We start from the raw sequence: 18,815 nt of genomic DNA, 5'->3' as shown, positions 1-18,815 counted from the left end.
AGTGAATATGTCATACCAAAGCGGGCGTCATTTTCTGCAGATCCCGGGTCCGTCACCGGTGCCGGAGCGTCTGGTGCGCGCCATGTCAAAAGCGGTGATCGATCACCGCGGACCGGAGTTCGGTGAGCTGGGCCGTGACGTGCTGGCCGGCATCAAGCGCATTTTCCAGACCGAAAGCCCGGTGGTGATTTATCCCGCTTCCGGTACCGGCGCCTGGGAAGCGGCCCTGGTCAATACCCTGAGCCCGGGAGACAAGGTGCTGATGTGTGAAACCGGCCAGTTTGCCACCCTCTGGCACGAGCTGGCCACCCGCCTGGAGCTGGACGTGGAGTTTCTGCCCGGTGACTGGCGCCACGGCGCCAGCCCGGAAGCCATTGCCGAGCGTCTCAGCCAGGATCATGAGCATCAAATCCAGGCGGTGTGCGTGGTGCACAATGAAACCTCCACCGGTGTCACCAGCCGCATTGCCGACATTCGCCGCGCCATTGACGGCACCGGTCATCCGGCGCTGTTTATGGTGGACACCATCTCGGGACTGGCTTCTGCCGAATACAAGCACGATGAATGGGGGGTGGACGTCACTGTATCCGGCTCCCAGAAGGGGCTGATGCTGCCGCCGGGCATCAGTTTCAACGCCCTCAGCGACAAGGCCCTGGTCCGCCACCAGCAGGCCCGGCTGCCGAAGTCCTACTGGGACTGGAGCTCCATGCTGGCGAGCAATGCCACCGGTTACTTTCCCTACACCCCGGCTACCAACCTGCTCTATGGCCTGAAGGAAGCCATCGCCATGCTGGAGGAAGAAGGGCTGGAGAACGTCTTTGCCCGCCACCAGCGCCATGCCGAAGCCACCCGCCGGGCGGTGCAGGCCTGGGGCCTGGAGGTACTCTGCCTGAACCCGGAGGAATACAGCCCGGTGCTGACCACTGTGCTGCTGCCGGAAGGGCAGGATGCCGATGCCCTGCGCAAGGTCATTCTGGCGCGCTTCGACATGTCCCTGGGTGCCGGCCTTGGCAAGCTCAAGGGGCGGGTGTTCCGCATCGGCCATCTGGGCGACATCAACGATCTTACCCTGCTCGGCACCCTGGCCGGGGTCGAGATGGGTCTGGTGGCGGCGGGTGTTCCTCACAGCCCGGGTGGCGTACAGGCCGCCATGCGTTTTCTGGCCGATCACTAAACCGGTTTCGGTGGCCCGCGGAGTGCGGGCCATCTGTTCATGCAATCTGCATATTCAAGGAAGGACGACCTCATGATGAGAAAACTGATCGTAACCACTCTGCTGGGCAGTGCCCTGGCATCCACGCCGGCCCTGGCCGAGACCATCAACCTCAAGGTGATCGGTCAGCCGCTGGCCACCGGTCTTATTCAGAAAAACAAGGAGCAGCCGTTTTTTGAAAACCTGGCCGAAAAGACCGGTCTGCCGCTCAAGGTCAACTACAAGCCGCTGGACACTACCGGCATCAAGGACGTGGAGCAGCTCAGGGTGCTGAAGTCCGGCCTGTTTGACCTTATCTCCCTGCGCATGTCCCAGATATCCCGGGATGAACCCACCATTCTCGGTCTGGATCTGGTCGGTCTGAACCCCGACTTCGAGCAGGGCCGCAAGGTGGTGGCCGCCTACAAGGACACGGTGGATCAGCGTCTGCAGGAGCGCTTCAACACCAAGCTGCTGGGCGTATGGCCCTTTGGCCCCCAGGTGCTGTTCTGTAACCATCCCATCAACGGCCTGGAAGACGTCAAGGGCCTGAAGGTGCGGGTATATGACCAGAACCTGGCCCAGTTTGTGGAATCCGTGGGCGGGGTGCCGGTACCGGTGGCCTTTGGTGACGTGCACCAGAGTCTGGCGCTGGGCATGATTGAATGTGCCATTACCGGCCCCAGCTCCGCCAACTCCGCGGGCTGGCCGGAAGTGACCACGCACATGCTGCCCCTGGGCTTCCAGCTGGCGCTGAACGGTTACGGCATCAACCTCAAGACCTGGAACAAGCTGACCCCGGATCAGCAGCAGACCCTGCAGGCCGCCTTTGACGAGCTGAACGAGGAAATCTGGAGCTACTCCGAAGAGCTGTTCCTGGACGCCAGCCGCTGTAACGTGGGTGAAAAGCCCTGTGACACCGGCAAGTCCTACAACCTGGTGGAAGTGCCGGTGAACGAGGCCGATCTGGCCACCGTGGCCAGCACGGTGACTCAGGTGTCCTACCCGACCTGGGCCGAGCAGTGCGACAAATCAAACGCCGACTGCTCCGCCAACTGGAAACGGGATCTGAAGGATATCGTGGGTCTGTAACCAAATCCGACGCCGGCCTGTGCCGGCGTCTTTGTCTGAATGACACTCAGTGGACCGGCTGGCGATATGGGCCTCGCCGGTCCCGCGTCCGGCAACAGGGTGATGGCTGCCCTGGCGCCGGTGACAAGGAGACGTTGACATGAAGCGAATAGAGCAACTGACCAGCCTGGTGTTTGGCGGCATGTTTCTGCTGTTGTCGCTGATGATTGCGGTAGAAACCCTGCTGCGCAAGTTTTTCAAGATATCGCTGCAGGGGGTCGACGAGCTGAGCGGTTATGCTCTGGCCGTGGGGGCTACCCTGGCGTTTACCATCGCCCTGTTCGGCCGTGCGCACATGCGTATTGATATTTTTCACGAGCGGCTGCCGAAAGGGCTGCAGAGCGTGCTGAACTGGCTCTCCGCCCTGTTTATGAGCGGTCTGGGCCTGTTTATGGTGTGGGTGTGCGCCAAGGTCGTGCTGGAAACCCTGGACTACGGCAGTACCTCCCAGACTCCCTGGGCCACGCCGCTGATTTACCCCCAGGGCGTGTGGATGGCGGGCCTGGCGGTGTTTGCCCTGGTGGCACTGGGCTATGGCCTGCGCGCCACCTGGCTGCTGGCCACCGGCCGGCATCAGGCGCTCAACGATGAGTTCAACCCCAAAGGGGTGAGTGAAGAGCTGAAGGAAGAGCTGGAAGATTTCGCCCAGCGCCAGCAGCAACAGGATCAAGCTACCACGGCACAGAAGCTGGCCGGGGAGGGTGCATAATGACAGTAACCACGGTTTTTATCGGCTTTTTCGCCATGCTCGGCATGCTGTTGCTGGGCGTTCCCATCGCCGTGGCCATGGCCCTGATCGGGGTGATTGGCGGCATCATGGTGTTCGACTGGACTTTTATGGACTCTATCGGTTCGGTGGTCTGGAGCGTGCACAACGAGGCGCTGCTGACCGCCATTCCGCTGTTTATTCTGCTGGGTGAACTGCTGCTGCGCAGCGGCATCGCCGACAAGATGTTTCTGTCCATGGCGGCCTGGCTGGGCCGGCTGCCCGGTGGTCTGCTGCACACTAATATCGGCTCCTGTGCGCTGTTTGCCGCCACTTCCGGCTCCTCGGTGGCCACTGCCGCCACCATCGGCACGGTGGCACTGCCCTCGCTGCAGGAGCGCAAGTACTGCATGCGCCAGTCCCTGGGCAGCCTGGCTGCCGGCGGCACCCTGGGCATTCTGATCCCGCCCAGCGTCAATATGCTGATCTACGGCTCGCTCACCAACAACTCCATCGGCAAGCTGTTTATGGCGGGGCTTATTCCCGGTGTGATGCTGAGCCTGCTGTTTATGGTGTATATCGCCTTTGCCAACCGCGGCCAGGGCAGTGTGCGGGAAGAAAAGCTGAGCCTGTCCGAGAAGCTGAGCCTGTCCCGTCACCTGATCCCGCCGGCCGTGGTGTTCGGCATTGTGATGGGCAGCATCTACAGCGGCCTGGCCACCGCCACCGAGTCCGCCGCCCTGGGGGTAATGACCGCACTCTGGTTTGCCTGGCGCTCCGGCCGGCTGTCGGTCAATTTCCTGCAGGAATGCTTTGTGCAGACCGCCCGCATTACCGGCATGATTTTGCTTATCATCACCGCCGCCTTTGTGCTTAACCTGACCATCAGCCTCACCGGGGTGGTGGACGAGCTGACCGCCTGGGTGACCTCCTTTGGCCTCAGCGTGACCGGCCTGCTGCTTATTCTCATTCTGTTCTATCTGGCCCTGGGCATGTTTATGGACGTGCTGTCCATGCAGGTGCTGACCATTCCCATCACCTATCCCATCGTTACCGCCCTGGGTGTGGATCCCATCTGGTACGGCGTGTTTGTGGTACTGATGTGCGAGCTGGCGCTGATCACGCCGCCGGTGGGCATGAACCTGTTCGTGGTGCAGAGTGTACGCAAGGACGGTGGCAATATCAGCGACGTGATGTGGGGCGTGGTGCCGTTCATCCTGATCATGATGTTGTTCACCTTCAGTCTGATGATGTTCCCGGAGATTGCCCTGTGGCTGCCCAACATGATGTAACCCAAAGCTGGCGCCTCGGCGCCCTTGAGCTGGCGGCGGCCTATGCCGCCGGCACTCTGACCCCGCTGGCGGTCACCGAGGCCCTGCAGGCCCGGATCAACCGCCTTAACCCCGAGCTTAATGCGCTTGTCACTCTTAACCCGGCGGCCGCTGAGGAGGCCGCCGCCGCCACTCACCGCTGGGCCGAGAGCCGGCCCCTGAGCCCGCTGGATGGGGTGCCGCTGACGGTCAAGGATCACCTTAACACTCGGGGGCTGGCCACCACCTGGGGCAACCGGGCCCTGGCCGGCAATATCGCCACCGAAGACGAGCTGGCGGTGGCCCGCTGCCGGGCGGCAGGCCTGGTGATCCTGGGCAAGACCAATGTGCCCGAGTTCACCCTTGAAGGCTATACCGACAATCCCCTGTTCGGTGTGACCCGCAACCCCTGGAATACCGCGCTGACCCCGGGGGGCTCCAGCGGTGGGGCGGTGGCAAGCCTGGCCGCCGGGCTGGCGCCGCTGGCGCTCGGCACCGACGGCGGCGGCTCCATTCGCCGGCCGGCGTCCCACACCGGTCTGGTGGGGCTCAAGCCCTCCATCGGTGCCGTGGCCCGGGCGGGCAGCCTGCCCCAGGTGATGCTGGATCTTGAGGTGGTGGGGCCACTGGCCCGCAGCGCCGCCGATGCCGAGGCCCTGTACCGCATTATCAGTGGCCCCGATGTGCGGGATCCGGCGTCCTGGCGCACTCGTCCCGAGGCACCGGCCGGCAAGCTGCGCATTCACTATGTGCCCCGTTTTGGCGAACAGCCGCTGGATCGGCAGATCGCCGACAGCGTGGAGCAGGCGCTGGCGGTGTTTGCGCGTCAGGGCCATCAAGTGACTCAGGGTGAGCTGCCGTTTTCTCTCGAGCCGGTGGACAGATTCTGGCCCATGATGGGGGCGGCGGCGGTGGCGGCCATTTTCCGGGCCCTGCCCGAGACCGAGCCCGAAGCCGCCGGGCTCTTTCGCGATATGGCCGGGCAGGGGCGGCAGCTGTCGGCCACCGATTATCTGTGTGGGTTGGACGGCATTCGCCGCTTTCGCCGAACCGTGGCCGAGGCCTTTCTCGATATCGACATTATCATCACGCCCTCGGCGGCGGCCCTGCCCTGGCCGGCGGCGCAGCCTTATCCGGGGGAGATCGACGGCCGGCCGGTGGGTCCGCGTGGCCATGCCATTTATACCGGCTGGGTGAATGCCTGCGGGCATCCGGCCATCAACCTGCCCGCGGCGCCGTCGGCGGAGGGCCTGCCCATCGGCTTTCAGCTGGTGGCGGCCATGGGCCAGGACGAGCTGCTGCTGCGGCTGGCGGCGGACTATGAACGGGAAAGTGGGCGGGGCTGGCAATGGCCGGCCCTGGCAGAAGCGTGATAACAGGATGAGCACCATGGAACAGCAGACACAACAACAGATACAGCAAGCGGTGGCCAGAGTACTGGCCGCCTATGAGAGCGGGCAGCAGTTTGACGCTGGTGAAGGGCCGCAAACGGTAGCGCAGGCCTATGCCATTCAGGATGGCGTGGCCCGTCATCTGTGGCCGGCACACCGTACCCATTGCTGGAAGGTAGGCGCCCCCAACCGGGACACCGAGCCCTACAGCGCGCCCATTCCGCCGCAGAAGGTATACGACAGCGGCGTGCGGCTCAGGGGGGATGACTTTCACATGATTGGCATCGAAGCGGAGCTGGCCTTTCGGGTAACCAGGGCCCTGCCAGTGCGGGCCGAGGCCTACAGCGAGCAGGAGGTGCGGGCGGCGCTGGGAGAGCTGTGCGTCACCCTGGAGCTGGTGGATACCCGGCTGCAGGACTGGCAGCAGACCAGTGCGCTGTGGCGGCTGGCCGACAACCAGATCAGCGGTGGCCTGGTGGTGGGCAGCGGCATTGAAGACTGGCAGGAGCGGGATCTGGCCCTGCAGCCGGTGCAGCTGACCGTGAACGGCGAGGTGCTGGCGGACAAAAGCGGCGGTCACCCGCTGAGCGATCCCACCCTGCTGCTGACCTGGTCGGTCAACCATCTGGTGGCCCGCAATCAGGGGCTGGCTGTGGGGGATCTGATCACCACCGGCAGCTGGACCGGCATGAAATTTATCGAGCCCGGTGCCGATATTCGGGCGGAGTTCTCCGGCATTGGCGAGGTTGCGCTGTCCATCGCATAAGGTGAATTAACGGGCGCCGGACTACCCGGTAAGGAGGACATCATCGCCTGGTTGCTTCCCGGCGGCCTGTGTGCCGCCATCCTGCTGGCCCTGCTGTTGCCGGGGCCCGGCGTCTGGCTGGCCCAGTGGCAGCCGCTGCCCTGGCTGGTGGCGGTGATCTTTCTGGTCAATGGCCTGCAGACTCAGGTGCGCGAGCTCAGGCCGGAGCCCGGTTTTGGCCGGGTGTTCGGGCTCGGGCTGGTCATCAGCCTGTTGCTGTCGCCGCTGGCGGGCTGGCTGGTTTACCAGTACAGCGGGCTGCTGCCCGGACTGGCGCTGGGGCTGCTGGTGGTGTCCGTGGTGCCGCCGACCCTGTCATCCTGTGTGGTGCTGACCCGGCTCAGCGGCGGCCATGCCCAGTGGTCGCTGTTTATGACCCTGGGCTTTAACCTGCTGGGCATCATCACCATACCGCTGATGCTGAGCCTGCTGACAGGCAGCAGCGGCGAGCTGTCGCCCTGGCCCTTACTGCACAAGCTGTCGCTGATGGTGCTGCTGCCTTTTGTGCTGGGCATCGTGCTGCGGCTGCTGCTGGGTGGCAGAGTGGTACACCGCTGGATGACGGTGGTGCCCACCCTGAGCGTGGTCACCACCGCCTGGATCACCCTGTCCACCAGTCGCCCGGCGTTGCTGGCACTGGAAGGGGGCGACTTGCTGGCGCTGGCGGCCTGGTCCCTGTTGTTGCACGGCATTTTGTTGTTGTTGTGCCAGCTGGCCGGCACCGGGCTGGCCCGGCCGGCGCGGCTGGCCCTGCTGTTTACCGCCGCCCAGAAAACCACGCCGGTGGCGGTGAGCGTGCTGGTGGCGATGAACGCGGCACAGGGGCTGGCGGTGGTGGCCTGCCTGGTGTTTCACTTTCTGCATATGCTGGCCGACTCCCTGCTGGCGTCACGCATGGCGGCGCGCACGGCGGCCCTGGCCCGTGCCGAGGCTTAAGGTTCGGCGCTGAAGGTGCAGTAAAACCGGGTCGTGCCCCGGCCCGAGGTCACTTCAATGGAGGCCTGATGGCCATCGAGAATGGCCTTGACCAGGGCCAGCCCCAGACCATGGCCCGGGCTGTGGCGACTGCGATCGGCCCGGTACAGACGTTCAAAGATATGGGGCAGATCCGTCTCGCTGATGCCCATGCCATTGTCTTCCACCTCCACCTCGATGACTCCCTGGTGGCGCCTGGCACGCAGATGCACCCGGCCGCCGGCATTTGTGTACTTGATGGCGTTGTCGAGCAGGTTGGCAAAGGCCTGGCGCAGGGCCTGGGTATCTCCATGTACGGTCAGATCCGGTGCCAGTTCAGTGGTGAGGACGATGCCCCTGTCCTCGGCGGCCAGTTCATACAGCTCGGCCACTTCCGCCAGCAATGCTCCCAGATCACAGGGCTCGAGCCGGGCCGGATCCAGCCCCTGCTCGGCGGCGGTGATCGCCAGCAGGTAGTCGAGCTGGGTTTGCATGCGCTGGTTTTCCTCGGCGCAGTCGAGCAGGCTGTCGTACCAGCGCTGTGGATCCTGGCTGGCCAGTGCCTGCTCCAGACTGAGGCGCTGGCGGGTCAGCGGCGTGCGCAGATCGTGGGCGGCGCTGTCGAGGGCATGGCGCAGCCCGCTCACCAGCCGGTGAATGCGCGCCATTTGCTGGTTGAACAGCAGGGTCAGCTGGCCCAGCTCGGTGCGGCTTGAGGCGGTTTGCGGCACCGGCTGTTCAAGTCCGTCCCGCTGCAGGCTGCCGATGTGGTGAATAAGGGCGCGAATGGGGCGCAGGGTGCGCCGGGTCAGCCAGGCCACCAGCACCAGGCTTATCAGCAGCATGGGCAGCAGCAGCTGCAGCATGGTCTGGCGATAACTGGCCAGATCCTGCTGGCGGGGAGTGGCCGACAGCGCCACCTGCAGCCGGTAGCCTTCAAGGGTGCGGCCCTGATGCCAGCTGCCATCATTGAGCTGGCTGTCGGCCCGGGGCGGCAGGGCGGGGCCGGCGCTGAACAGCAACTGCCCGGTCGGATTGGTAAAGCGCACCCGGTAGTGGCTCAGCAACAGAAATTCCCGGTCCCGCTCCAGCACATGCAGCAGCTTGTCGGGACCGGCATCGAGGCTGATGCGTTGGTAATTGTCGAGCAGGGTGGCCACCAGTTGCCGGTCCTTGTCGAGCAGACGCTTGCCCAGCAGGTGATCACCGGCCAGCAGCAGGCCGCCGGTGACCAGGGTCATCAGCACCAGATACCAGAGGGTGAGGGTCAGACCGGTGGTAAAGCGGGGATTAGCCGGCGCGCAGGACATAGCCCATTCCTCTCAGGGTGTGCAGCAGCTTTTGCGGCTGGCCCTTGTCGATTTTGTTGCGCAGCCGGCACACCAGCACGTCCACCACATTGGTCTGGGGATCAAAGCGGTAATCCCACACCCGCTCCAGGATCTGGGTGCGCGACACCACCCGGCCCTGATGGCGCAGCAGCAGCTCCAGCAGCACCAGCTCCCTGGGTTGCAGGGCCAGCTTGTGTTCACCGCGCCAGGCCAGCTTGCGGGAGGCATCCAGACGCAGATCGGCGAGTTGCAGCAGCTCCTGAGCCGGTGCCGGCTGGTGCCGGCGCAGCAAAGCTTCAATACGGGCCAGCAGCTCGCTGAAGGCAAAGGGCTTGGTCAGGTAGTCGTCGCCGCCCAGGCGCAGCCCCTGCACCCGGTCGTCCACCGAGCGGCGGGCGCTCAGCAGCAGTATGGGAAAACCGGCGCCCTGGCCGCGCCAGTCCTGCACCAGCGTCAGGCCATCCTGGCCCGGCAGCATGATATCGACAATGGCCAGGGCGGGGGCCAGCTCCAGGGCCAGGGGCGCGGCGTCTTCGGCCCGGCTGCAATGGTGCACCCGGTAGCCCTGCTCGGTGAGGCCGCGTTCAAGAAAGGCGGCAATCTTGGGATCATCTTCAACCAGTAACAGCTCCATGGCCGGGGGTCTCCGTGGTGTGCATGGCAAATATTGTACCGCCATCAAGGGTGGTGGCCACGAACCTTTCCATTCTGTAATGCAGCGGCAAGGCAGCCGCAACACAGGCTGGCTATAGTAACCGGGACATTCACAAGGAGATGCGTCATGAAAAAAGTTCTCGCCGTGCTGGCCCTGGCCAGCCTGGGTGTTCAGGCCCAGACCGTCAGCACCCAAGTGCTGACCACCGATACCGCCCTGAAGCTGGTGAGCGAAGGCATCAGCCAGTGCGCCAGAGATGGTTATAAGGTGACCGTGGCGGTGGTGGACCGCAGCGGTGCGCTCAAGGCCCTGGGCCGCCATGAAAACGCCGGCCCGCACACCGTTGAAAGCGCCCGCAAAAAGGCCTTTACCTCTGCCTCCATGGGCGTGGTGACCGCCGATCTGGCCAACAACATCGCCGACAAGCCGGCCCTGTTTGGCCTGCGGGAAATGCACCCGGACATGCTGATCCTGGGCGGCGGTCTGCCCATTCGCGTGAATGATCAGCTGGTGGGCGGCATTGGCATCGGTGGTGCCCCCGGCGGCCATCTGGATCAGGCCTGTGCCGAAGCGGCACTGAAAACCGTACTGAAGTAAGCAGGGTTAACCGGTGTTGCTCAGCCAGGTCATCAGTGCTTCCTCCGGCATGGGACGGGCCAGCAGAAAGCCCTGACAGGCGGGACAGCCCATGGCCTGCAGCTGGCTGCGTTGCGACTGGGTTTCCACGCCTTCGGCCACTACCGTCATACTCAGTTCCCGGGACAGCTGCAGTATGCAGGCGATAATGGCCCTGTCCCGGGGCGTTTCGTCAACATGGCGGATAAAGGAGCGGTCCAGCTTGAGCTCGTCGGCCGGCAGCTCCTTCAGGTAGGCAAAGGAAGAATAGCCGGTACCAAAGTCGTCGATGGACAGCCAGAGCCCCAGTTTCTTCAGCCGGGCCATGCGGGTGCGGCTTTCGGCCAGGTTTTCCAGGAGCACGCTTTCGGTCATTTCCAGGGTCAGCCGGTGCCGGCAGGCGGGATATTGTTGCAGCAGGGCTTCAATCCGGGCCACAAAATCCGGGCTGTGAAAATGACGGGCACTGATATTGACCGACAGGCGTTCAGGGCCGGTACCGTTTTGCTGCCAGTGTTGCAGTTGCCGGCAGGCCTTCTGCAGCACCCAGTTGCCGATATCGCAGATCAGTGAGGTTTCTTCCGCCACCGGAATGAAATGCCCCGGCGGTATGGGGGGCTGGCCTGGCGGCTGCCAGCGCAGCAGCGCCTCCGCCCCAATAATGCGATTGTTGTCCAGCTGCACCTGTGGCTGATAATGCAGGGTCAGCTCTTCGTTTTTCAGCGCCTGCTGCAGGGCATTGAACAGCTGCAGCCGCTCCTGTACTTCTTCCGCCATTTCCTGACTGAAAAATACATGGCGGCCTTGCGCGATGCGCTTGGCCATATGGGTGGCGGTGTCGGCCTGACGCAGGTATTCCTCCAGGGTTACGCCAGTGGCCGGAAACACACTGATGCCGGCGCTGATGCCGACATGCAGGCGCAGGCCGTTCACTTCAAAGGGCATGGAAAACAGCTCATTGAGGGCGTTGGCCAGTTGTTCGGTCCGGGTTTTGGTGGCGGAATAGCCGTGTCCCAGCCGTGGAAACAACAGCACAAATTCGTCACTGGCCATGCGGGCCAGACTGACATCCTCATATTCCTGACTAAAACAACGCAGTCGTTCGGCCACCTGAATAAGCAGCTGATCGCCGATGGCGTAACCCAGAGAGTCATTGATGTTCTTGAAACCGTCCAGATCCAGCAACAGCAGGGCCCCGCGGGTGGACTCATATTCGGCAAGGGCCACGGTATGGCTGATGTGCTCTACCATAAAGCGACGGTTATGCAGGCCGGTCAGCTCATCAAAGTAGGCCATTTTTTCAATGCGCTTGCGGTTGGCTTTTTGCTCCGAGATGTCTTCTACATAATGCACATAATGGGGAATGCCCAGGCCATCGTGAATTTTGCTGATCTGCACATTAACGTCAATGGTACGGCCATCGGCCCGCTGCAGCCGTTGCTCTCCCTGCCACCAGCCCCGGCTGTCAATGGCCTGCACTATGTCCTCAATATCGGTCATGCCGGCGGCATGGGCCCTGAGTTCCGTCAGCGAGATGCCGGACAGACTGTCCGGCTCCTGGCCACACAAGCGGGCAAAGGCCCGATTGGTCTGCTGTATCTGCATACGGCTGTTGGCAATAAAAATGCCTTCCCGGCTTTCAAAGGCGGTGGCGGCAACCATCAGTTGCTCCTGAGTCCGCCGCTGCCTTAATTCCGCAGTGACTCTGGGATCGAGCCGGGACAGCAGCGTCCTGATCCGGTTACTGTCGGCCAGCGGCTGGTCGAACAGCAGCACCAGCACACCAAGGGGCTGACCACCGGGCTCTCTGAGTGCGAGCCCGGCATAGGCCTGAAGGCCGTGTTCGACCAGTATGTGATCGTCAGAAAAGCGTTCGGCAATACCGGAGTTATATATACAAACCTGCTCTTGGCTGTGCCGGCTGAAGGTGCAGGGCGTGCCGGCCAGATCGTAATTGAACGGCGGACACAGCCGTCCCTGCTGGTTGCAGGCAATCACCCGCACTTGCTCCGCCTGTTGATGCTGCAGGCCGGCGAACACCATGCTGGCGCCCGTGAGCCCGGCCAGCTGCAACACAAGCTGGTTGAAAAAGTCCTGTCCGGTATAACGCCAAAGGAGTGGCATCAGTTGAGTCATGATGTCCTCAGCGGAGGAAGAAGGCCTGATTGGCGCGGACGGGGTTACACCAGTCCGGGAGAGCACAGGCAATGACATGATGTGAGCATCCTTGTTTGGTTAGTCGGAAAAAATCGTCTTATGGTGAAGCGGGTCAAAAGCATTGTAAAGGTGGTGCTTCGGCTTTGTTTATTAGGTTTTACTAAATTAACTTGGTCTTGTATTATTGCCTTGTTGTGATTGACGGGAGCACCTTATGACCATTGTTAACTTTACTCCCTGGACGGCCCTGGCCGGTGGCCTGCTGATCGGCAGTGCCGCCTTGCTGTTGTTCGTGGTGGGCGGGCGCATTGCCGGCATCAGCGGCATTGTCGCCGGCATTGGCAGCCAGCCCGACAAGAGCTGGCGAATGGCCTTTGTAGCGGGGCTGGTGGCGGTGCCGCTGGTGCTGTTTGGCCTGGATGTCGCGAACGCTGCGTCATTGCAGCATTACTCGCCGTGGCGTTTGCTGGTGGCCGGCCTGCTGGTAGGCATTGGCACCCGCTTGAGCAATGGCTGCACCAGCGGCCACGGCATTTGCGGCCTGGGCCGGCTGTCGCCCCGCTCCGTGGTGGCCACCCTCATCTTTATGGCGGCGGGCATCGCCACCGTGACCCTGACCGGGCTGGGAGGCTGATCATGCTGATACCGATTGCACTGTTTTCAGGCGCCCTGTTCGGGCTGGGGCTGCTGGTGTCGGGCATGATGAACCCGGCCAAGGTACTGGGTTTTCTCGATCTGTTCGGTCAGTGGGACCCGAGTCTGGCGCTGGTGATGGGGGGAGCGCTGGCGGTATTTGCTCCCGGTTACTGGTGGTGGCGCAGACAGGGCCACGCTCAGTGTGTGCTGGGTGACAAGCTGCCGGATGTGCCTGCCACCCGTTTTGATCTCAGGCTGTTGCTGGGGGCGCTGCTGTTTGGCATCGGCTGGGGACTGGCGGGCATCTGCCCCGGGCCGGCGCTGGGCCTGCTGGGCAGCCTGCAGTGGCAGGCCGGCCTGTTTGTGGCCGCCATGATCGCCGGCTTCTTCCTTGTGGGCCGATTGCAAAAAACCTGAAGCCAGTCTCCATCGTTTGTAGCACCGTGCTCTTTCGTCGGCCAAAGCGCACTGCTTCGCCGGCACGCCGTGAATACCTCCATGTAGGCTCCGTCGCGCCATCCCTGGCGCGAAGGGCACGGCGAAACAGACACCCTTTGCCCTCCTGGATTTAACTTTGAGTCGCCTGCCGGCATTCAACAGTCAACGTCGAAGCTGCACGAAGCAGCAGCGGGGATTGCCGAAGCCGACCGTCACATGCCATGGCCGAAAATTGCTCCTGCATTTTCGGCATTTTCGCCATCCATGGCAGGCAGACGCATGTGCCGAGCGTTACAGGGGGCGAGCTTGCTCGCCGTGACGCAACCGCGCTGTTGCTTCGTATTGCGCTCGCTTCGAGCTTTAAAGCTGTTTGAGGTAGTCCAGCACCACTTCGTGGTGATCCTTGGTCTTGAACTTGTTGAACACCTTGGTCACGGTGCCGGCTTCGTCGACCAGAAAGCTGATGCGGTGAATGCCGTCGTATTCCTTGCCCATGAATTTCTTCGGACCCCAGACGCCAAAGGCGTCGGCCACGGCGTGATCTTCGTCGGAGAGCAGGGTGAAGTTGAGCTCGTCCTTTTCTTCAAACTTTTTCAGCCGGGCCACCGGATCCGGGCTGATGCCCAGTACCACTACACCCAGTGCTTCAAGCTCGGCGCGGCTGTCGCGCAGGCCGCAGGCCTGCACCTTGCAGCCCGGGGTCATGGCCTTGGGGTAAAAATACACCAGTACTTTCTTGCCGCTGAAATCGCTCAGGCTGACGCGCTGGCCGTTCTGATCGCAAAGGGTAAAGGCCGGAGCCTGGCTGCCTTCCTGCAGATAGGTCATGTGCTGTTTCCTGTGGTTGGTTTGCGTTTTAAACGAAAGCTGTGCCGTTCACATTCCAGCTCGGCGCACAGCTGCTCAAAGGTGGCCTGGGCCTGGTCGTCGGTGAGCTGCTCGGGCAGGTTGAGCTGAAAGTGTGCCTGAAACTTGCCGCTGTGCTCGCCGCTCAGGGTCTGGTTCTGCATGGCCTGAATATCCCAGCCGGCGTCGCTGAAAAACTGGGTGCAGCGGTTCACGATGCCAGGCCGGTCGGCCAGCACGATATCGGCATCGGCGCTGAGAATATAGCTGGGCTGATTCAGTACCTGAGTGCGTTTCATCATGGTAATCAGCTGCTGACTCTGGCCAAACAGGGGCAGGGTGGTTTCCAGCCGGGTGATCTGGTTCCAGCTGCCCGACAGCAGCAGAATAAAGGTGAATTCGTTGCCGAAGATGCCCAGGCGGCTGTCGACGATATTGCAGCCGCAATCGGAAACATGGCGGGCGACTTCGTTTACAATGCCGGCTCTGTTTTCGCCTATGGCGGTCACCACGAGATGATGGGTCATCGGCAGTCCGAATAATGCTGTGGGGAAGAGCTGGCATGTTAGCATAAAAGCCGGTTGGCTCCAGTGCCTGTCTTGTATTAGGGTAAGGCCACCACTACCATGACCGCCTTTGTCCCTGTGTCGCAGGCAAGGGGCGCGTTGACCGAAGCGAATTTTAGGGCATGAACCAAAGCGTGAAAGCAAAAACACTGATAATGAGCCTGCTGGCCGTGAGCGTGCTGGCAGGCTGCAGCAATCCGGAAACCCGTAGTCAGGCCAACCGCGGCTTTGACTATGAGGAAGAGACCCTGCGTACCACTCCGTTGCTGATCCCGGAAGGACTGGAAGCGCCGCGCTTCAACACCGAATACGTGATCCCCAAAGGGGCCGCCCAGGGAGCGACCGGCAAGGCGCTGGATATTCGCCCGCCAACCCAGGTTCTGCCACTGGTACGGGGCTCCGAGGCCATGGACGAAGGTAACGGTCTGTGGTTTTACCAGCAGCAGCTGGATCAGGCTCTGGAACAAGAGCTGGATAAGGCGCTGGTGGCTTTTTTTGAAGGCAGTGATGCGGACTTCAGCCGGATGAATAACGGCTTTGAAAGTGATGGTGAAGCCATTGGTGCGCCCAAACAGAAGTTTCGCTGGCAGCTGACGCCGGATCCGGTGCGCCGGGCGGTGGCGGTGCAGGTTCAGGCCACCGAAGGAGCCGCCGCTCTGGCTCAGGACCGGCTGCGGGCCGAGGCCTCCATGCTCAACGCCTTTTCGCTGTCTTATCAGCGTGAGCTGAGCCGCCAGCAGGAGCTGCTGGATCAAGGCCCCATCGCGCTGTCGCAAGACAGTGAGCAGCAGCGGCTGATCGCGGAACAAAGCTATGATCGCACCTGGAAACGGCTGATCACCCTGCTGCCGAAACTCGGCTTTGACATTACCAACCGTCAGCAGGCGCTGGGGTATGTGGATGTGGAGTTTGACGGTCTGAGCAAGGGGGACTGGCGCGATCTCAGACTGCCGGCGCTGACCATTCCCGAGCAGGAATACCGTATTCAACTGGGGGATCTGGGCAGCCGCACCAGCCTGAGCCTGAGCAACAAGGACAGAGAGCCGGTGCCCGCCAGCGTGCTGAACGACTTGAGCAGAACCCTGGCCCCGGCCTTTGAACGCGGCGATCTGGCTCGCTGAGCCCCCTTCGGGGGAGCTGTAAGCCGTAAGCTGTCAGCTGTAAGCCAGCAGTAGGTTGTGATGAGCGTAGCGAATCGCAACAGGAAGGCGGCTGTTGAATGTTGGAATTCGCTGAGGCTCATTCCAACCTACACTTCAGCCAGTTTTGTAGGCCCGAATTTATTCGGGCAAGGATGTTAACCGCAATGTCGTTGCCCGGCTGAAGCCGGGCCTACCAGTACCTAATCCCTATATTCCCTCAACAGAATGAACCCTATCCAGCAGGGCTTTGTACTGACCCGCCACAGCCGGGATCGCCATGGCCATATCGACATTCACTACTGGCTGTGCACGCCGCAGGGGCCGGTGCGCCTCACCGTATCTGGCGAGCGGGCTCTGCTGATGGTGCCGGTGGCGGAGCGGGCCCGGGCAGAGAAGGCTCTGGCGGGGTTGTCGTTTGACTGGACCGAGCCCGGCCTGCACAGCTTTGCCCACCAGCCGCTGGCGGTGCTCTATTTCGCTACCATGGCCGATCAGCAGCAGGCGGTGCAGCGGCTGCAGGCCGCCGGCACCGAGGTGCTGGAGCATGACTTTCGCCCTCACGAGCGCTACCTGGTCAGCCGGTTTATTCGCGGCAGCGTTGAGTTTACCGGCACGGCCCGGCCCCAGGCCGGCTTTGTGCAGGTGGACGACGCCCGCCTGCGCAAGGGCGACTGGCAGCCGCCGTTTCGCGTGCTCTCCCTGGATATCGAATGCTCGGGCCAGGGGGAGCTCTATTCCATCGGCCTCTACGGTGAGCACCTGGCCCGGGTACTGATTATTGGTGCCCCCGAGCCTGCCGCCACCGATATTCGCTGGGTCGCCGACGAGCGGGCGTTGCTGCATGCCCTTGAAAGCGAGCTGGCGCAGTACGATCCCGACATTCTTATCGGCTGGAACCTGGTGGCCTTTGATCTGCGGCTGCTCCTCAAGCGGGCGGCGCTGCACGGCATTCGGTTGCGGCTGGGCCGGGGCGGCGAGAGTGCCTTTCTGCGCGAGCGGGCTCACACCGAGCAGGTGTTTGTCACCCTGCCGGGCCGGGTGGCCATCGACGGAATCGATGCCCTCAAGACCGCCTGCTACCAGTTTGACAGCTTCAGCCTGGAGTCGGTGGCGCAGGCCCTGCTGGGGCGGGGCAAGCAAACTGAGGATGTGGCCAACCGGCTGGCCAGCATTATGCACGACTTTCGCTTTAACAAGCCGAAGCTGGCCGCCTACAACCTGGAAGACTGCCGGCTGGTGTGGGATATTTTCGCCCACACTCGAGTGCTCGACTTTCTGCGTCTGCGCAGCCAGCTCACCGGGCTGGAGCTGGATCGTATCGGCGGCTCGGTGGCGGCCTTTGTGCAGGTATATCTGCCTCATCTGCACCGGGCCGGCTTTGCCGCTCCCAACCTGCCTCCCGGCGGCGGCCTGGCGAGCCCCGGCGGCTATGTGATGAACTCCCGCCCGGGACTCTATCGTCATGTGCTGGTGCTGGACTTCAAGAGCCTGTATCCGTCCATTATCCGCACCTTTCGCATCGATCCCCTGGGGCTGGTGCTGGGGCTGAAGGAAGAGGATGCCATTCCCGGTTACCGGGGCGCGCGCTTTTCCCGTACCCATCATTTTCTGCCCGAGATCATTGCCGGACTCTGGCGCGAGCGGGATCAGGCCAAGCGGGAGCAGGACGGGCCGCGCTCCCAGGCCATCAAGATACTGATGAATTCCTTTTACGGTGTGCTCGGCTCCGGCGGCTGCCGCTTTTACGATACCCGGCTGGCCTCGTCCATTACCCTGCGCGGCCACGATATCATGCAGCAAAGCGCACGGCGCATTGAGCGGGAAGGCCACGAGGTGATCTACGGCGACACCGACTCGGTATTTGTGCTGCTGGCCGGCGAGCACGACGAGGCTTCCGGCAGCCGGGAAGGGCAGCGGCTGGCGGCGCTGGTGAATGATTACTGGCGCGACTGGCTGAAACGGGAGCTGCAACTGGAAAGTTATCTGGAACTGCAGTTCGAGAGTTATTTTGCCCGCTTTCTGATGCCCACCATTCGCGGCCGGGAAGAGGGCTCAAAGAAGCGCTATGCCGGCCTGCGGCTGCAACAGGGCGAGGCAAAGCTGGTGTTCAAGGGGCTGGAAACCGTGCGCTCCGACTGGACGCCCCTGGCGAGGGCCTTTCAGACCGAGCTGTACCGGCTGGTATTCAATGATGAAGATCCGAGCGGGTTTGTGCGGCTTACCCTGGCACAGACCCTGACCGGGGAGCGGGACGCGGAGCTGGTGTACCGCAAGCGGCTGCGCCGGCCACTGGCCCAGTATGTGAAATCCCAGCCGCCCCAGGTGCGGGCGGCCCGGCTGGCCGACGAGCACAACGCCCGCCTCGGCAAACCGCTGCGCTATCAGCGCAAGGGAGTGATTGCCTATGTGATCACGGTCAACGGGCCGGAGCCGGTGGAATACCGCCGGTCGGCCATGGATTATCAGCATTATGTAGACAAGCAGCTGAAGCCGGTGGCCGACGCCATACTGCCCTTTGTGGGGTTAAGTTTTGAGGGCATTACCAGCCAGCAGCTGGGGCTGTTTTGATTTTGAGGGATTAGTGAGCGGGGATTAGGGATTGGTAGCTGCCGCTTTAGCCGGCAGAGCCTGTGCAACAGGCTTTGAATGTTCCGTTGTCTGTGAGTTTGCGCCGGCTAAAGCGGCGCCTACAACCTCCCTAGTCCCTAGTCCCTAGTCCCTAGTCCCCGTTTTTCTTCTCGTCGTCCTTTTCATCGGCCTTGTACTTGCCCGGGGGCACGCCCCAGTCTTCCTTGCTGTCATCCCAGCGGCGCAGCTTCATTTTGTCGCGGTTCTTCTGCACGTTTTTTTCGATGTGCTTGGTGTCCTTGAGGGCGCTGACAAACAGGCCAACCAGAAACAACAGGGGCAGTGCAATCCAGAGCCAGGTGCTCATGGTGT

18 protein-coding genes are annotated in these 18,815 nt (G+C 62.5%); 12 read left to right on the top strand and 6 right to left on the bottom strand.

The window, feature by feature from the left end; translation table 11 throughout:
* Nucleotides 1-7 precede the first annotated feature (7 nt).
* From DA373_RS13415 to DA373_RS13385, 7 genes are all read left to right on the top strand, one after another.
* The gene (locus tag DA373_RS13415) at nucleotides 8-1,174 is read left to right on the top strand and encodes a pyridoxal-phosphate-dependent aminotransferase family protein (protein WP_107852814.1); all 1,167 of its coding nucleotides are present in this window, start codon (nucleotides 8-10) and stop codon (nucleotides 1,172-1,174) included.
* A gap of 72 nt (nucleotides 1,175-1,246) precedes the next feature.
* Nucleotides 1,247-2,284, top strand: coding sequence for a TRAP transporter substrate-binding protein (locus DA373_RS13410; protein ID WP_232821278.1), 1,038 nt, complete (start codon nucleotides 1,247-1,249; stop codon nucleotides 2,282-2,284).
* Nucleotides 2,285-2,423: 139 nt separating this feature from the next.
* Nucleotides 2,424-3,032 carry a TRAP transporter small permease subunit gene (locus DA373_RS13405; RefSeq protein WP_107852813.1) on the top strand — a complete coding sequence of 203 codons (609 nt, stop codon included), beginning with the start codon at nucleotides 2,424-2,426 and terminating at the stop codon, nucleotides 3,030-3,032.
* Complete coding sequence (locus DA373_RS13400) at nucleotides 3,032-4,321, top strand: TRAP transporter large permease (protein ID WP_107852812.1); 1,290 nt, start codon at nucleotides 3,032-3,034, stop codon at nucleotides 4,319-4,321. Before DA373_RS13405 ends, DA373_RS13400 begins: the two co-directional genes overlap by 1 nt.
* On the top strand, nucleotides 4,300-5,712 hold the full coding sequence (locus DA373_RS13395; protein WP_107852811.1) for an amidase: 1,413 nt from the start codon (nucleotides 4,300-4,302) through the stop codon (nucleotides 5,710-5,712). The genes DA373_RS13400 and DA373_RS13395 overlap by 22 nt, the downstream gene beginning before the upstream one ends.
* Before the next feature lie 16 nt (nucleotides 5,713-5,728).
* Nucleotides 5,729-6,496, top strand: a complete 768-nt coding sequence (locus tag DA373_RS13390; protein ID WP_157953727.1) for a 2-keto-4-pentenoate hydratase — start codon at nucleotides 5,729-5,731, stop codon at nucleotides 6,494-6,496.
* Nucleotides 6,497-6,547: 51 nt separating this feature from the next.
* Entirely contained in the window at nucleotides 6,548-7,471 is a 924-nt protein-coding gene (locus tag DA373_RS13385) for a bile acid:sodium symporter family protein (protein ID WP_107852809.1), read from the top strand.
* Here DA373_RS13385 and DA373_RS13380 read toward each other — a convergent pair.
* Nucleotides 7,468-8,799, bottom strand: a complete 1,332-nt coding sequence (locus DA373_RS13380) for a sensor histidine kinase (protein WP_107852808.1) — start codon at nucleotides 8,797-8,799, stop codon at nucleotides 7,468-7,470. The genes DA373_RS13385 and DA373_RS13380 overlap by 4 nt on opposite strands.
* Complete coding sequence (locus tag DA373_RS13375) at nucleotides 8,780-9,454, bottom strand: winged helix-turn-helix domain-containing protein (RefSeq protein WP_107852807.1); 675 nt, start codon at nucleotides 9,452-9,454, stop codon at nucleotides 8,780-8,782. Before DA373_RS13375 ends, DA373_RS13380 begins: the two co-directional genes overlap by 20 nt.
* Before the next feature lie 147 nt (nucleotides 9,455-9,601).
* Here DA373_RS13375 and DA373_RS13370 point away from each other — a divergent pair, with 147 nt between their 5' ends.
* Nucleotides 9,602-10,072 (top strand): GlcG/HbpS family heme-binding protein, encoded by a 471-nt coding sequence (locus DA373_RS13370; protein ID WP_107852806.1) that lies wholly within the window; start codon nucleotides 9,602-9,604, stop codon nucleotides 10,070-10,072.
* Nucleotides 10,073-10,078: 6 nt separating this feature from the next.
* On the opposite strand, the gene DA373_RS13365 is transcribed toward DA373_RS13370, so the two are convergent.
* Nucleotides 10,079-12,226 (bottom strand): putative bifunctional diguanylate cyclase/phosphodiesterase, encoded by a 2,148-nt coding sequence (locus tag DA373_RS13365; RefSeq protein ID WP_232821277.1) that lies wholly within the window; start codon nucleotides 12,224-12,226, stop codon nucleotides 10,079-10,081.
* A 235-nt stretch (nucleotides 12,227-12,461) separates the two neighbouring features.
* Here DA373_RS13365 and DA373_RS13360 point away from each other — a divergent pair, with 235 nt between their 5' ends.
* Nucleotides 12,462-12,881, top strand: coding sequence for a YeeE/YedE family protein (locus DA373_RS13360; RefSeq protein WP_107852804.1), 420 nt, complete (start codon nucleotides 12,462-12,464; stop codon nucleotides 12,879-12,881).
* Nucleotides 12,882-12,883: 2 nt separating this feature from the next.
* Complete coding sequence (locus tag DA373_RS13355; protein ID WP_107852803.1) at nucleotides 12,884-13,300, top strand: DUF6691 family protein; 417 nt, start codon at nucleotides 12,884-12,886, stop codon at nucleotides 13,298-13,300.
* A gap of 381 nt (nucleotides 13,301-13,681) precedes the next feature.
* Here DA373_RS13355 and bcp read toward each other — a convergent pair whose 3' ends face one another.
* Together bcp and DA373_RS13345 are read right to left on the bottom strand one after the other, a co-directional pair.
* A complete protein-coding gene (gene bcp / locus DA373_RS13350) occupies nucleotides 13,682-14,149 on the bottom strand; it encodes a thioredoxin-dependent thiol peroxidase (RefSeq protein ID WP_107852802.1) in 468 nt (155 codons plus the stop codon).
* Entirely contained in the window at nucleotides 14,146-14,694 is a 549-nt protein-coding gene (locus DA373_RS13345; RefSeq protein WP_107852801.1) for a glycine cleavage system protein R, read from the bottom strand. Before DA373_RS13345 ends, bcp begins: the two co-directional genes overlap by 4 nt.
* A gap of 173 nt (nucleotides 14,695-14,867) precedes the next feature.
* Here DA373_RS13345 and bamC point away from each other — a divergent pair, with 173 nt between their 5' ends.
* Nucleotides 14,868-15,854 (top strand): outer membrane protein assembly factor BamC, encoded by a 987-nt coding sequence (gene bamC / locus DA373_RS13340; RefSeq protein ID WP_232821276.1) that lies wholly within the window; start codon nucleotides 14,868-14,870, stop codon nucleotides 15,852-15,854.
* Between the two features lie 246 nt (nucleotides 15,855-16,100).
* The gene (locus DA373_RS13335; RefSeq protein WP_107852800.1) at nucleotides 16,101-18,443 is read left to right on the top strand and encodes a DNA polymerase II; all 2,343 of its coding nucleotides are present in this window, start codon (nucleotides 16,101-16,103) and stop codon (nucleotides 18,441-18,443) included.
* Between the two features lie 151 nt (nucleotides 18,444-18,594).
* On the opposite strand, the gene DA373_RS13330 is transcribed toward DA373_RS13335, so the two are convergent.
* The gene (locus DA373_RS13330; RefSeq protein WP_107852799.1) at nucleotides 18,595-18,810 is read right to left on the bottom strand and encodes a hypothetical protein; all 216 of its coding nucleotides are present in this window, start codon (nucleotides 18,808-18,810) and stop codon (nucleotides 18,595-18,597) included.
* Between the last annotated feature and the right edge of the window lie 5 nt (nucleotides 18,811-18,815).

It is taken from the genome of Oceanimonas marisflavi (assembly GCF_003049725.1).
Classification (GTDB): Bacteria; Pseudomonadota; Gammaproteobacteria; order Enterobacterales; family Aeromonadaceae; genus Oceanimonas; species Oceanimonas marisflavi.
Note: the sequence above shows the minus strand (reverse complement) of the source record. Positions and strands in the feature narration are given on the sequence as shown.